Source organism: Mycobacterium sp. ELW1, assembly GCF_008329905.1.
Lineage (GTDB): Bacteria > Actinomycetota > Actinomycetes > Mycobacteriales > Mycobacteriaceae > Mycobacterium.
Genome location: NZ_CP032156.1, coordinates 143,606 through 157,409, shown reverse-complemented (window position 1 = coordinate 157,409; position 13,804 = coordinate 143,606). Strand labels below are relative to the sequence as shown.

Below are 13,804 nucleotides of genomic sequence, written 5' to 3'. Positions count from 1 at the left end.
CCATGACCTCGCCGACCGAACAGCGCCGCGCGTTCGACGCCGCGATGGACAACTACCGCTCCGGTGACCACGCCACCGCGCTGAGCAAGTTCACCCGCATCACCGCCGCCAACCCCGGCATGTCCGATGCCTGGCTGGGCCGGCTGGCGTGTGGCGACCAGGAGTTGGCCACCTTGGCCGGAGCGCATGAACACTCCCGGGCCCTCTACCGCGAGACCCGGCGCATCGGGCTCAAGGACGGCGACCTGCACGCCCAGACGTCAGCACCGCTGTATGTGACGCTGCCGGTGTGGTCGCGCGCGACGCTGACCCTGGCCTACGCCTCGGCGCTGATCCGCGCCGGACAGTACGGCCAGGGCGCCGAGCTGCTGCAGGACCCCGTCCTCGGCGAGGACACCCAAGCCGCCCAGTGGCGCCAATTCATCACCGCCACACTGCATTTCCACACCCGCCGTTGGCCTGATCTGCTGGCCGCGACGGCGGTATCCCCGCCAGCGGAGGCGACCCATGTGCTCGACGCGGTCACCGACGCGGTGGCGGCGCTGGCGGCAGCCGCTGCGGCGAGCCTTGGCCAGTTCCAAGCAGCGCTGAGTGCGGCCGACAAGATCAACTCGGCCAATCCTTACGTGGCCGCCGATGTGGCGCTGACCCGCGGCTGGTGCCTTCGCGAGCTCGGCGAGCACGAGGCTGCCCTGGCCGCGTTCCGCGCGGCCGCCGCCGACGGGCAGCTGCTGCCCGCCGCGCAGCAGGCGATCGACGACCCCACCTACCGCCTCGTGGTGACCGATCCCGAAACCATCGCCACCCGCACCGACAAATGGGACCCGGCCACCGAGACCAGCCGCGCGCAACGCGACGCGGCCGCGCTGGCCGACGAACAGAAAGAAGTCCTCGCCCACGCCAAGCGCCGCCTCGACGAGCTGATTGGACTTGAGGGCCCCAAAGAACAGATCGCGGTGTGGCGCACCGAAATTCAGATCGATCAGCTGATGGCCGCCCAGGGCCAGGAGACCTCGTCAACGGGCGAAAACCACATCGTCTTCGAAGGACCACCGGGAACAGCGAAAACGACCTTCGCCCGTATCGTCGCGGAGATCCTGTTCGGGTTGGGCAAGATTCAGCGCCCCGACCCCATGGAGGTCACCGAGGAGGACCTTGTCGTCGGCTACGTCTCCCAGACCGCGCAGCGGATGAAAGAGGTGTGCGAAGAGGCGCTGGGCGGCGTGTTGTTCATCGACGAGGCCTACCGGCTGGTACCCGAAACCGAGGGCCACAGTTTCGGCAAAGACGCCATCAACACGCTGCTGAAGTACATGGAAGACTTCCGCGACCAGTTGGTGGTCATCGTCGCCGGCTACCCGAAAGAGATGCGCCGCTTCCTGGCCGCCAACCCCGGCCTGGCGTCGCGGTTCAACTTCACCCTGAGCTTTTCCAGCTACAACGCCGACGAAATCGAGGCGATCGGCCGCCACATCGCCGCCAAGGAGAAGATCGCGATCGCCGAGGACGCGTGGCCCCTGCTGCACGCCGAAGCCTCCCGGCTGCGCGCCACGCCGACCGACGCCGGAACCGCGCTCGATATCGCCGGCAACGGTCGCTACGCCCGCAAGGTGGTCATCGCGTGCAAGCGCGAGCGAGCACGACGACTCAGCAGCAACACCCCCGAGGAGCTGTCCGCGCTGGCCGCGGCCGATCCCTCGGTGCTCATCGTCAACACCGACGACATGAGCCGCGCCCTGGCCTCCTCACTGGGCGGCACCGCCGCGCCCGCGAGCCCGACCGACCGCTAAGACCGGCGCCGCGCGATGGGTCGTAACCGGGTCACCATCGGCCCACCACAGCTTGAGGACTTCGCCCGCCTACCGGCGTGGTTCGAACGTGCCGGCGTCGCCAGCGACGACCCGGCCGCTGAGGCCACCCGGTTCGAGCGGGCGTTCACCGGCGGATATTTGGGCGTTGCGACCGGCGGCGGCTTTCGGCGCAACCTTGAGCAGCTCACGCAGCTCCCCGACAACCAGTGGGGGCTGGCCCGGATGATGGTCCGGGTGCTCCGCCTCAACGACGCCCCGATCGGCGCCCTCATCATGGGTGCTCACCGCCGACTGTGGGATGTTATGCATTCACGGATGGGCGCTGAGGCGCCCGGCGATGGAGAACCGTCGCTCAACTTCACCAACTTCATGATCGCGGCGCTGTCAGTGGCCAAGATCCACACTATCGTCGTCGACCCCGAGCAGCAGGGTCGCGGGCACGGCACCCGACTGCTGCGCTCAGCCCTCGACACCGCGATCCGTGACAAGCTGATCATGGTTTACGGCCAGTTCGCCGCAGAGCGCACACCCCTGGTCAGCTTCTATGAACGGGCAGGCTTTGCAGTCCTCGACCCCGGTGAGCCGCTCTCGCTGGCCATGATCACCGGAAATGACGCAGATGCAATGACGGGGTTGGCCTCGGACCGGTTCTTCGTTCGCGAACAGCGCCCCAGCGGTGACTGACCTGCATCGACTACCAATTCCAGCCGGCAGCGATTCGAGGCGCTGGCGGCGGGTGTCGGCGAGCTGGCCGGCGCGATGCTTCTTACGCTGGTCGCTGACCCATTGTCCGAGACCCGTGGCCCCGCCTGCCGTGATCGACAAGCCGCGGCTCAACCGCGCATGTTCGCGAACGGGAGACGCCCGTAACGTGCGCGGAACTCGGCGAGCATCTTCGTCTCGATGGTCGCGGCATCGGCGTCGTCGGTGGCGCGCCAGCCGACGAGCAGACGGTCATGATCGGCTAGCTGCCAGATACGTCGGCCGCCTGAGTGGCCGATCGGCTCGCCCGCGCCGAACCTGCGGTACTCGTCGAGTCGCTTGCGCAGATGACGCTTACCGTTTGCGCCCGCATTGGCTTTGCCGATATAGACGACCCGCTCACCGGGCACCCACAGTGCAGCCAGCTCGGCGACGGTGACAGTCGGGTCTTTTCCTTTGAAATGCCCAGCAGGCGATACATCGAGGAACATCGGCGGCTCATCACTCGGTCGCACGACGACGTACACACCCGGCTCGGCAGGCACGCCAGCAGTCGGTAGCAGCGCGAACGGAATCCAGCCGGTAAAAGAGCTCAGATCAACCGGGGGACTCGTCATGTCGTCGTGAAACCCCACTCGATCGCGCGGGCCAACCGGCGCTCATAGTGATCACGAACAGCAAGGGGCCGGGTCATGATGAAGTAAGGGTGCTGCGGAAACAACAGATACGGCAGGTCAGGCGGATCAGCTCGACGTGCACGCGGCACACGGAACGGCCAACTCAGCTGTCGCGCTTCGGGATACACCTGCAGCAACGCCACTTTCGCGAACTTGCCGACGCCGATCACCAGGAGCGGCTGAACGATGTCACGCAACTCAGCACGCAGGAACGGCAAGCAATTCGCACTCTCATGCGGGTACGGGTCACGATCATCAGGAGGGTGACAGTGAATCGAGTTCGTGATGAACAGGTCCGTCTTGGCGACCTTGGCCCGCTCAAAACAACGATCAAGGACGCGTCCGCTGCCGCCGTAGAAGGGCTCCTGCTCTTTCATGCAGGCGCGGCACAGCGCCTCGCCTACGATCGCGACAGGCGAATCGATTGAGCCGAAACCGGGCGCTGATTCGGTCACGCCGGGCTCATTCAAGCGGTCGGGGTGAACGCATTTGCGGCACGCGTTGATCTTTCGGTCGAGCGCGGCCTTTCCCCGCCGCCGGGTATCAGTCGTCACGACATCGCCTCGGCTGTGGGAGCCGGCCCAGCGTAACCGCTTCAATCACCCGTCAGACCCTACTTGTTGCTGCTCTTAATGACGGCACGGTGAACCGCCTCGGCTGACGTGGCTGACTACGCGATCGTGACCGAGATCCAAATTACGTTAGGTAAACCACGCGTCGGCTTGCGCGGTGGCGGCCAGCGTTGAGGCTTTCGACGCGAGTCTCGTTCCGATCTTCTCGGCGGCCCGTTGCGCGAGATCGCCCGGCCACTGATCGGGGTCTCGGAGGATCTCACGGGCAAGCTCAAGGCTCAACGCGCCGAGCTTGATGTCGCTGGCCCATCCGCCGAGGGGTAACAGCGAGCGACTGTTCTTGAGCTGCTTGGCTTTCACCGTGGTGTGCGACCCGACGGCGCGCAGCAACGGCCGCATGTCGCCCAACCCGGGTTGCAGCAACGACTCGAAGTCCGTTTCCAGCCGTCGATCTGTCCACTCGATGGTCGCCTCGGTGCCCACCGCGCGAATCACCCATAACGTCCGCGGGCTCACCTCGACTTGCCGAAGCCGCAGCGGATCGGCAAATACGAGTTCGCGGGCCAACGATGATTTCATGAACCACCCCAGCGCATATCGGACTGCGGCATAGTGTTTGGGCGATAGGGCTGACACCTCGTCGTTGAGGCGTGGTGCCACGTCGAGTACCGCTTGCGGACGCGCAATGCTCAGCAGCGAGAACACCCAGTGCCGCCGGTCGAGGTCGGATGTGCACGAAGCGAGCGACTGGTGCCACCAGTCTGCGTCCTTGTTGTGCGAACGCGCGTCATGTTCCGTCAAGGCCGCGGTGGCCAGAGTTGGCTCATCGGAGCCTGCGCGATCGGCCAGCGCGTGCAGGTCCAGGTCGGAGGGAACAGTTGCGATGGCTTGTCGCAGTACCCAGCCGTCACCCCATGTCTGCGCGATTCTCTTCAGCCGGTTAAACCAGTCGTTGGCAGTCGCTTCGGAGGGCGGTTTCTCCGAGAGGTAGTTCGACAACTCGGCAATCTCGTGCAGCACCACATCACCGGGCTGGCCCCGCTGCCGAATCCGTGTCCGGCGTGCTCGTTGGGTGGCGGTGTGAGCGTGCGGCCGCAGTTTCGCCTTGGCGGCGCACTCCACCAGGGGGACGACTGACGTCGTCTGAATCGGCGCGATCGCGTCTGCGGCGCCTTCATTAACGTCGGTCTTGCAGAGCGCGATGATCTCGCCGTGACGTCCGTTGTAGCCACCTTGGTGCAATAGCGCGGCGAGCCAGACCATGTCGGTGCTCAGCGCTGTCAATATTGCTGCGAGCGTGTCGTTTTCCGGCTCGCTGAGCTCGCTGAGAACGCCCAGCTCGGCGGCGGTCTGTAGCCACGCAATTGTGGGTGTGGTCTGCGTCCACCACCACTGGTGCAGGTCGTCGGTGGCGCAGTGTCGGCGCAGCAGCGCGGCGATGGCCGTTCTCGTCTCGGGCGACGCCTCGTCAACGAGTCGTGTCTTGAGGTGCCGCGCGGCCTGTGATTGTCCGGCTCGTTCGGAGAACCGAAGGTGTGGGCCGTTGACGTCGAGCAGGCCATCTCCGGCCAGGATTACCCCGGGGCCCTCCAGCACGAAGTCCACGACTTCTTGAATCGGTTCATCGGCCTGCCCGACATAGGTTCGGTCATCGAGGAATTGGGCGGCCATAGAGCGCAGCATTGGATGCAGCGTGAGATCGGTTGCCGCTGTGCTCAACTGACGCAAGTTCTGGCGGATCCCACGCACTTCGACCTTGGAGAACATACCCACGAAAAACCGGCAGACGTTGGACCAGTAGGGGCGTTGCAGCAGCGCATCTAGGCAGTCGTCTCGCGAATTGCCGATCCCTTTGGGGGGAGCATTCTGGAAAATGTAAAGCGCGGTGAAGTACTCACGCAACGACTGAACCTCGAACTGGAAGCGATCGGTCTCTCGTTCGACCAGGCAAAGCACCCGTGTGGAGATGGCAGAGAACAGGCGGTCGGCGAACTGCTGGCCGTATTCCTGGCCTTCAAGATGCTCGCGCAGCACTGCGCGTAGCTCGCTGCGTGAGATCGAACCGGCGCCGGCGCCCTCTTCTGCCCTGGTCTGCAGGTACCAGCCCAGGTATGCGTGGACACTCACGATGGTGTCGCGCTGGTCGGCGAGCAGGGGTTCCTTGCCTGCTGTCTGCTCTCGATCCAGGAAGGTCTTCAGGTACTCAGCGTAAAGCTCCGTGCGCTGCTGGGGGAGCAACTGGCGGCGATGCAGAAGATGCAAAAGGATGGCGAGTTGCATTGGGTAGGAGGCAAGTTCGCGGATGTGTGGCACGTGCTGGTTGTCCATGAAGGTTGCCTGCAGTTTGTCGGTGTTCTCCTCGCTCAGGCCGGCGACGGTCGACCACTTCCTCAGGTACTGGATGCGCAGCCCCTGTGAGAGCCGCTGCAATGTGAATCTGGGGAAGTCGCGGGAGGACCATAGTCGCGACGTGGTCGCTCCTGGGCGCGTTGCGACAATGACGACCAGATCACGCGCGTCGACCTTCAGGCGAGCGTGCATTTCTACGATTTCGTTGCTGACGTGCAAGCGTTGGTCGATGTTGGCGACCTCGTCAAGTCCGTCTAGGGCGATGAGCATCGGTTCGGTCGACACCAACGCGGCCAGATCCTCCAGGGAGAATTGGTGGCCGCCGCTGCCGTTCTTGACTTCGGCGACGATGTATTGCTCGATGCTGCGCCAGGCCGGGCTGGCGGCGGTGGCGGCGTGTTGTCCTTTCTTGGTCTTCGCGGCGGGTTTCTGGTCGGTTGCCCATTGGGCGTAACGCCGCAGATCCAATCGAATTGCCGTCCTGGTAATGCGCGTCGCCTGTGGAAGGTGCTGGTCGTCGCCGGTGTAGGAGCTCTTGTCCAGCATGCGAGAACGATGGAACTGGCAGAGGTACTGCAGCAGCGTGGACTTTCCTTGGCCAGGCCCACCGACCAGTAGTGCGTTGCCGCGCCAGTCCGGATGCAGAAGCGCCTGGGCGGCTCCGGCAACCACCTTGTCGCCGGCGCCTGCAAGTGCCTCCGGGTCACCGGGATGCTCAGCGGCAATTCGTTCGATGACTTCAGCGATGGCCGTGTCGGGTGAACACGCGAACGGAACGTCGACGAACATCGCGTCAACACTGGGACCGTGCAGGTCGACCTGCTCGAACAGAACTCTGTCGTCAATCTCGTACTGCTTGCCGACATAGAGCCGGACGGTCTGAGTGATGCGGTCCTTGCGTCCCTGTTGTTCTTCGTGGCGCCCCTTCATCTTGACCAAGGTGTCGACGTCGTAGGCGTCGCCGTCATGCGCATCGATCAAGCTGTGATGCGTCGGACACAGAAGTATCAAGTTCTCGTACTTATCGATGTCAGCGCTCGGATAATCCGGGTCATAGCGTGGTCCGCCAGGGCTCCCAGAGCGGATGTGTGCCTCCTCGCCGACGACGACGGCGAATGCTTTACCGGTTCGCGCGTCCACTTCGTCGGCGGTTAATGCCTGCCAGCACGTCGCGAAGGAACACATGTTGTGGGCACGACCCCACAACAGTTTGCGAGTCTGTGCACTGATCGTCACGAGACCTCGCTGTCGGCGTCGAACGGGTGATCGGTCTCATCTTCTCAGAAGCGCCGACGTAGACCGGCCAGTCGCGCCCTGCGTCGCCCTGCTCACCTCGCGTCCTCCCGCACGATCAGTCACTGTGGCCATTGCTGTTGCAAGTTCCCAGGCCAAGTCGATTGCGGTGATCACCGCACGTGCAGGGAGCCGACGCAGAAGCGACGCCACCGCCGGCCGCGCGATGCGGTCGGCCGAACTTTAGAGGCGGCCGGGTTCCCAGTGACCCAAGATCAAGCCGGGCGCCCCGGCGGGCATGGTGTCGTCGAATCGTGCACTGAATCCGGCCGGATTGAGCGTCCAGTAGTGCGCTTTCTCTGGCGGCAGGTCGGCGGTGCTGGTGTGGGCTTGTAGGTGCGGGTTGCTCCACAACATCCGGTCGGGCCATCGGCGGTATGGATGATGCGGTACGAACTCGACGGTCCCGATCGCGGCGGGCAGGAAACCTATGATGGCATCGCGTGTGGGATCTTCGTGGCGGGCGCGGACGAACTGCCCGGCCTGGACCCAGGATTCCCAGGTCGCCACGACGTGGTCGATGTCGTGGTCCAGGAACGCCAGCATGCACGGCATACCGGTTCCGAAAACGATGGTGTCCAAGTCCTTCTCCTCACACGGTTCTCGGCTGAGTTCTCAGTGGGCTTTCTAGAGTTCGAGGCCGTCGATGTCGCGGCTGCGATCGCGGTCGCGTTCGGCGACGGTGGCCATCCGTTCGTAGGCCGCCGCCGCGGCCCGGCCGGCGGCGCTGTGTTCGCGCCACACCGCGCTGCGGGTGTGGCCGCGCTGCTCTTGGGTGACCAGTAGGTCGCTGACCGGCTGGGGCAGCAGGTGACGTTCGGTGCGTTCGGCTTCGGCGTGCATGGTGCGGGCCCGGTCGTCGTTGGCCAGGATGGTGCGGAAATGGTGTGCTGCTGAGTATTTGTTGCCGCGGCGCAGGACGTGGATGTCGGCGCCGGCCACGATGCGGGAGTGTTCGTGGTCGGCTTCGCCGCTGATCCGTTGGTAGACGTAGGCGTGGTTTTCGTCTTTGGCGCGGGTCATCCCGACGTAGGCCATGGAGCGGGTGGAGGTGTCGGACAGGATCGAATGGCATACCCCGGGGGTGGTCTTGCTACCCACGGTCACCCCTTGGGCGGAGTGCACTGTCACCGCGTAGCCGAGGGTGATCTTCTTGCGCAGGTAGTCGCCGTCGAACACGACGCGGGCCTTGTCGGAGAGCCGCTCGGCGGCGACCCGGTTGGTTTTCTCGTCGATGCCGGCTACGCGCCACCGGTTGCCGTTGCGGACCTGGTCGACGTCCCGGCCGAGGGGCTGATCGGCGCCGGGGTGCACGGCGATGGTGCGGTCGTTTTCGCGGCTGACGATGATGTCGCCGACTGCGACCTGCTGCTCACGCGCGGCTCGCACCGAGGGGCCGTCACCGACCAGGGCGTTGTGGATGCGCAGGTTCAGCGCGTCGGCCATCTCCCAGGAGTCACACACCATCAGCGAGTCTTTCCCGGCAGCACGGTCGGCCAGGTAGGCATCGCCGGCGTCTTTGGCCATCGCGATTGGGTCGCCGGTGTGTAGGCGGCCCTGGATGCGGTACCAGCCGACCGCTTTGCGCAGCCGGTTGCCGTGCCCGGAGCGCAGCGCCAGCGAGGCGTCGCGTTCTTCGGCGCTGCGCATCCGCCACACTTCTCCGAGTCGCTGCGACCAGGGCAGCTCTCCACTCAGGTGCTCGAACATGCCGCCGCGGGCCTTCACCGGCTCCAGCTGGTAGGGGTCACCGACGAGCACGATTTTGGCGCGCCCGGCCACCGCGGCCGACACCAGTTTCTTCAGGTCCGGGGTGCCGACCATGGACGCTTCGTCGACGATCACGACGGTGCGCCCGTCGATGGCCAGCGTGTGGTCCTCGATGAGGTTGAGCGCCATGGCCACGGTCAGCCCGCGGTCGCCGGCTTCTTCCTGCATGGCCTCATCGACGGCTTTGCCGGTGGGTGCGAGTACGAGAACTTCCTTGTTCGCGCGGTGCGCCGCGCCGCGCAGCGCTTTGAGTGAGTGGGTTTTGCCAGCACCGGCTGGCGCCTGCAACGGCTGCACCAGAAACGGCGAGACGGCGATGTTGCGGATGGCGCGTTCCTGGTCGACGGACAGGTCGCCGAGATCGACGGCGCGCACGTCGAGGCGGCTGCGGTTGTCGGCGGTGTCGACCATGTCCAGGATGCGCGATTCCTCGAGGATGATCTCGTCGACGGTGTACTTCTCGTGTCCTTCGCGGTGCTGGGCCTCGCGCGGTGCGCTGATGCGCACACCGACGTCGTCGACGAATTGTTCGATGAGCGCGCGCGGTTCCCCGGCCGCGTCGACGGGCAGTTGCGCGCCGACGATTTCCACCATGTCGGCGCGCGTGAAAGCGGCCTTGTCGATGCGCGCCGCCATGTGCGCGATGCGCGTCCGGTCCAGAGGAGTGCGCGCCTGTGCGCGCCGCTGGTCGCGCGCGGCGAAATGCGCGTCGCGCTCCAGAGTCAGTCCGCGTGCATCCGCGCGCCACATCGCTTTGAGCTCTTCCCAGGCGAGCTGTTCGGGTTTGGTGGGCCGGGTGGCTTTCTGCGCGGTCGCCAGCTGCGCGGCGGTGGGTTCACCGTCGACGACGACGAGGTTGTCTTTGGCCCACTCCCGCAGTCGGGTGGACCGCTGCGACCACGCCTTGATACTCGCGACGTCCACTCCGGCGATCTCGGCCATACCGGAGTGCTCGTCGACGTGTTGCCATTCGAAGCCCCGCTCGGCGTGCAGCTCGTGGCGCAGCGTGGCCTGGTAGATGATCCCGGCGGCTTTGGCTTCGTGATACAGCGATTTGGAGTCGATCGACACCAACCGCCCGTCGGCTCTGGCCTGCCGATTCGGCACGATGACGTGGGTGTGCAGGTGCGGATCCCCGCACCGCGACGTCTCATGCTGGTAGGCGATCGCCACCAGCCCGGGCAGCCGTTGCAGATCCTTGTTGCTGGTCAGCGGGTTATGCACCCGCGTGTATCCGGCGTGCTCATGCAGGTAGGTCATGGCCGCTTCGACGGCTTTGACGTGGGCGTTCTGCATGACCTTTTCGGCCACGTCATCGGTCAGCGACCGCAGCAGCGACACACTCTTGGGCGCGGCGAACATCAGGTCGAAACCGTGCACTCCGTTGGTCCCGAACGCTCGCCCCGACTCTCCGTTGGGGGTGACTCCGTCATCGAGCCACCGCGCCGCGGTCTCGGTGTCAGCAAATCCGCCGTCGAGAGCGGCCCCGTCCAGCCCGGTGGCCTCGCCGGCCGCGGCCTTGTCCCCGACCACCACCCACGTTGGGACCCGGGTGTCACCTTCGGAGTAGTACTCGCCGAGCCCGCCGCCGGCGGCCTGGCGGTCCATCGACGCCTGGCGGGCTTGATTGGCGGTGTCGTTGTAGTAGCCGATGCTCCATCGGCTCAACCGTGAGATCGTCAGCACGGTCGCACCGTCATCGACCACCTCACCAAGCCGGACAGGCCGCCGCCAGGCGGCCGGGGTTCGGGCGCGCCAGCGCCCGAACCCGAGTATTGCACAAACTTGTGCCAATGTGCCGGCACAAACTTGTGCCAATGTGCCGGAAGTCTGTTGGTGGGAGCGGAGGTGAGGCGGAGTGGGTGTGCTGCAAGGGGGGAGGTGGTGAGGAATTGGTGCCAGTGTGAGGTGAGGGGTGGACTTAGGGTGAGGGGAAGGGAAAAGAGTTGGGTGTGGGGGACGACGTGAAGGTGAGTGGGTTGTGAGAGGTGAGGGGCGGGCGTTGGCCACGGCCCGGTCGACCGCGGTGACGGCAGAGCCGGCCGCGGGGCGTGCGTGGGCTATCAAACAGAGTGTGGCTCGCGAGATCGAAGGTCTGGCAGCTACCGGGAAGAGGGGGTGACGATGGGCAAGATTTGGGCGGCTCTGGCGGCGGTGGCCGTAGAGGGCGCGGTGCTGGCGTGGATGGTTGGCGGCCAGCTGTGGGACTGGATGAGCGCGGGGCTCAGCGCCGGCATCGGGTACTGAGCCGGGCTGAGGCCGGAAGAAAAAGAGAGCCGGCACGCTGCCTGTCGTGGGACAGGGGCGTGCCGGCTCTGTTCGTGTGGAGCTAAGACGCGGCGGGGTTGTTGACGCGGTGGTCGAGCTTGAGCAGCCGAGCCAGCGGCGGCACGTCGCTGCTGTGGCTGGCGGCGTGGTTTTCGGCGGCGGTGATCAGGGTGGCGGTGTGGCGGTAGTCGGCGGCCAGGAAGGCGCATTGGGCGGCCAGGGCGTAGGCGGCCGCGGCGATGGGTCGGTCGGTCAGGTGCTCGGCGATGCGCTCGTAGAGCTGCGCGGCGGCGGCTTCGTGGCGATCGGCGACGCCGGCGAGGTGGCGCGCGTGCGCGCCGGCCAGGACGGTGGCGGTGCGCTCGGCGAGCTCGGGTGTGGGTGCCTCGAGGTTGAGCAGTGCGGTGCGCAGCGCGGTCACGGTGGCGAGGGTGTCGGTGTGCGTCATGGTGGGTTCCTTTCGGATGTGCCGATGTGCGGGTGTGCGGTGCGGCTCCGGGGCCCGCGCGGTGCGGGCCCCGCAGGTGTGCGCTTTGGGTTAGTTGTCGGCGGCGGTGTTGGCGATGAAGGCCTCCGCGTCGGCGAGGTAGTACTCGGCGTGGCGGCGCTCGTCGGGGGTGGCGTCTGCGGCGAGCAGGACGGTGACGGCGTTGTCGCGGGCCGAGAGCGCGTATTGGCGGCGCCGGTGGGGGTCGTCGGCGCAGTCGACCGCGGTGTGGATGTCGGCGCGGGCGTAGGCCAGGACTGCGGTGGTGCTGGGTCCGGCAGTGTTGAGGTTGCTGGTGGGGTCGTGGTCGGTGATGGCCCAGGGGTTGGTGGCGATGGTCATGGTTGTTCTCCGTTCGTCTACGGTGTTTGCTGCGCCGGTTAGCGCTGGGTGTGCGGGGGACCGGTGGGGTGGCGCGGTCAACCCCGAAGAGGCCGCGGCGAAACGGAGCAGGGTTTTCGGCCCGCGAGCGGCAGCGAGCTTGATAGGGCCGAAAAGGTCACTCGGCCTGTGCAGTTCGGCGCGGGTGTGGGTTGAGCGTGACGGGGCCCTCGCCGGTCATACTTGGCGCCCAGCTGAACGGTTAAAAGGTGAGTGGCTACGGACGCGGCCGCCGGCAGGCGGCCATGAAGCGCCCGCCAGGGCGCATCCGGCACGCACCGGAAGAGACCGCACCGGCCGGGCCCGCGACACCTGCGCGGACCCGGCCGTGTTGGCGGCGAGACCCGGGGTTTAGGTGCCGGGATGGGTGTCGGCGATGACGCGACGCACGAGGGCGGGGTTGATCCCTGAGCGCATGGCATCGAGGAGCATCGTGGCCAGTGTGGGGGGCTCGTCGCCGGCGGCGGCGGCTTCGGTGACGGCGATCTCGGCGGCGATGCCGGCGCGCACGGAGTCGTTGATCAGGCAGTAGCAGATAGCGGCGATGGTGAGCGCTTCGGCGCGCGCTCGGCCGCGCAGCTGGCGGGCGATGCGGGTCCACAGGTTGGTGGCGGCGCGTTCGTGGTCGAGGGCGAGGTGCAGCATGGCATCGCGCAGCGCGGGTTGTGCGGTGATGAGGATGCCGGCGCGGGTGGACAGAGTAGGGCTGATGTATCGGCTGACTCCGGTGAGGGCATCGGAGATCTCTTCCATGGTGTTGTAGACCAGGACGTCGTGGTCGCCGACGGCGACGGCCGGCGCGGGGTCGATGGGGTCGAATTCGCGCACGAGATCCTCGCGGTCGGTGGTGATGGTCGCGCCGTCGTGGACGCGCTGGGCGGTCAGCAGCGAGTCGGTGTAGGGGTAGGTGGGTCCGGAGGCGCCGGTGTCGGGGTCGGTCCAGGTGCCGGCGGTGGTGACGTCGCGGGTGAGCAGGCGTTGGCGCACGGGGATGCCGGCGGCGGTCAGCGAGTCGCGGATCGCGTCGAGGATGACCGCGGCGTGCTCGTCGAGCTCGGGGCCGCAGACCGCGAGTAGTAGCACCGCGTCGTACCTGCTGGCGGTGAGATTGCAGGTGCGCGCGAAGTTTGCGCCTTGTTCGGCGGTGATGGTGATGTCGCAGCGGATGGTGACCTTGATGATCGGGCCGTCGGCGGGATCGGTCCCGAGCATGTAGGCCACGATGCTGTCGGTGACGGCGAAGCCCAGCATGGGGGCGGCGGCGGCGATGACGTCGGCGGGTGTTCCGAGCTTGATGGTCATGGTTGTTCTCCCGTTCGGGTGGTGTTGAGTGCGCCGGTTAGCGCTGGGTGTGCGGGGGACCGGTGGGGTGGCGCGGTCAACCCCGAAGAGGCCGCGGCGAAACGGAGCAGGGTTTTCGGCCCGCGAGCGGCAGCGAGCTTGATAGGGCCGAAAAGGTCACTCGGCCTGTGCAGTTCGGCGCGGGTGTGGGTT

11 protein-coding genes and 1 pseudogene are annotated in these 13,804 nt (G+C 66.3%); 3 read left to right on the top strand and 9 right to left on the bottom strand.

Annotation, left to right across the window (positions count from 1 at the left end; all coding sequences use genetic code 11):
- The first annotated feature begins 2 nt into the window (after window positions 1-2).
- Together D3H54_RS30715 and D3H54_RS30710 are read left to right on the top strand one after the other, a co-directional pair.
- A complete protein-coding gene (locus D3H54_RS30715; protein WP_149383943.1) occupies window positions 3-1,790 on the top strand; it encodes an AAA family ATPase in 1,788 nt (595 codons plus the stop codon).
- A gap of 15 nt (window positions 1,791-1,805) precedes the next feature.
- Window positions 1,806-2,495: a GNAT family N-acetyltransferase gene (locus D3H54_RS30710; protein ID WP_149383942.1), complete on the top strand. Its 690-nt coding sequence runs from the start codon at window positions 1,806-1,808 to the stop codon at window positions 2,493-2,495.
- Window positions 2,496-2,564: 69 nt separating this feature from the next.
- Here D3H54_RS30710 and D3H54_RS32290 read toward each other — a convergent pair.
- The 6 genes and pseudogenes from D3H54_RS32290 to mobF form a co-directional block, all read right to left on the bottom strand.
- Window positions 2,565-2,636: pseudogene (locus tag D3H54_RS32290) on the bottom strand (hypothetical protein); the annotation flags it as partial.
- 8 nt (window positions 2,637-2,644) lie between these two features.
- Window positions 2,645-3,130, bottom strand: a complete 486-nt coding sequence (locus tag D3H54_RS31410; RefSeq protein ID WP_168215136.1) for a hypothetical protein — start codon at window positions 3,128-3,130, stop codon at window positions 2,645-2,647.
- Entirely contained in the window at window positions 3,127-3,744 is a 618-nt protein-coding gene (locus D3H54_RS30695; RefSeq protein WP_149383941.1) for a uracil-DNA glycosylase family protein, read from the bottom strand. Before D3H54_RS30695 ends, D3H54_RS31410 begins: the two co-directional genes overlap by 4 nt.
- 147 nt (window positions 3,745-3,891) lie before the next feature.
- Window positions 3,892-7,347, bottom strand: coding sequence for an HNH endonuclease (locus D3H54_RS30690; RefSeq protein ID WP_149383940.1), 3,456 nt, complete (start codon window positions 7,345-7,347; stop codon window positions 3,892-3,894).
- Window positions 7,348-7,587: 240 nt separating this feature from the next.
- Window positions 7,588-7,986 carry a hypothetical protein gene (locus tag D3H54_RS30685; protein WP_149383939.1) on the bottom strand — a complete coding sequence of 133 codons (399 nt, stop codon included), beginning with the start codon at window positions 7,984-7,986 and terminating at the stop codon, window positions 7,588-7,590.
- Between the two features lie 45 nt (window positions 7,987-8,031).
- Window positions 8,032-10,860: a MobF family relaxase gene (gene mobF / locus D3H54_RS30680; protein WP_149383938.1), complete on the bottom strand. Its 2,829-nt coding sequence runs from the start codon at window positions 10,858-10,860 to the stop codon at window positions 8,032-8,034.
- A 438-nt stretch (window positions 10,861-11,298) separates the two neighbouring features.
- Between mobF and D3H54_RS32080 the strand changes: the two genes are divergently transcribed.
- Entirely contained in the window at window positions 11,299-11,421 is a 123-nt protein-coding gene (locus tag D3H54_RS32080; RefSeq protein WP_286199360.1) for a hypothetical protein, read from the top strand.
- Window positions 11,422-11,503: 82 nt separating this feature from the next.
- On the opposite strand, the gene D3H54_RS30675 is transcribed toward D3H54_RS32080, so the two are convergent.
- From D3H54_RS30675 to D3H54_RS30665, 3 genes are all read right to left on the bottom strand, one after another.
- Window positions 11,504-11,890, bottom strand: coding sequence for a hypothetical protein (locus D3H54_RS30675; RefSeq protein WP_149383937.1), 387 nt, complete (start codon window positions 11,888-11,890; stop codon window positions 11,504-11,506).
- Window positions 11,891-11,980: 90 nt separating this feature from the next.
- Window positions 11,981-12,271: a hypothetical protein gene (locus tag D3H54_RS30670; RefSeq protein WP_149383936.1), complete on the bottom strand. Its 291-nt coding sequence runs from the start codon at window positions 12,269-12,271 to the stop codon at window positions 11,981-11,983.
- A gap of 390 nt (window positions 12,272-12,661) precedes the next feature.
- Window positions 12,662-13,612, bottom strand: coding sequence for a DUF4192 domain-containing protein (locus tag D3H54_RS30665; RefSeq protein ID WP_149383935.1), 951 nt, complete (start codon window positions 13,610-13,612; stop codon window positions 12,662-12,664).
- Between the last annotated feature and the right edge of the window lie 192 nt (window positions 13,613-13,804).

Coding starts and splice junctions, on each gene's coding strand:
- D3H54_RS30670 (WP_149383936.1), bottom strand. CDS start 12,271: ATGACCATCGCCACCAACCCCTGGGCCATCACCGACCACGACCCCACC.
- D3H54_RS30675 (WP_149383937.1), bottom strand. CDS start 11,890: ATGACGCACACCGACACCCTCGCCACCGTGACCGCGCTGCGCACCGCA.
- D3H54_RS30710 (WP_149383942.1), top strand. CDS start 1,806: ATGGGTCGTAACCGGGTCACCATCGGCCCACCACAGCTTGAGGACTTC.
- D3H54_RS30715 (WP_149383943.1), top strand. CDS start 3: ATGACCTCGCCGACCGAACAGCGCCGCGCGTTCGACGCCGCGATGGAC.
- D3H54_RS30665 (WP_149383935.1), bottom strand. CDS start 13,612: ATGACCATCAAGCTCGGAACACCCGCCGACGTCATCGCCGCCGCCGCC.
- D3H54_RS31410 (WP_168215136.1), bottom strand. CDS start 3,130: ATGACGAGTCCCCCGGTTGATCTGAGCTCTTTTACCGGCTGGATTCCG.
- D3H54_RS32080 (WP_286199360.1), top strand. CDS start 11,299: ATGGGCAAGATTTGGGCGGCTCTGGCGGCGGTGGCCGTAGAGGGCGCG.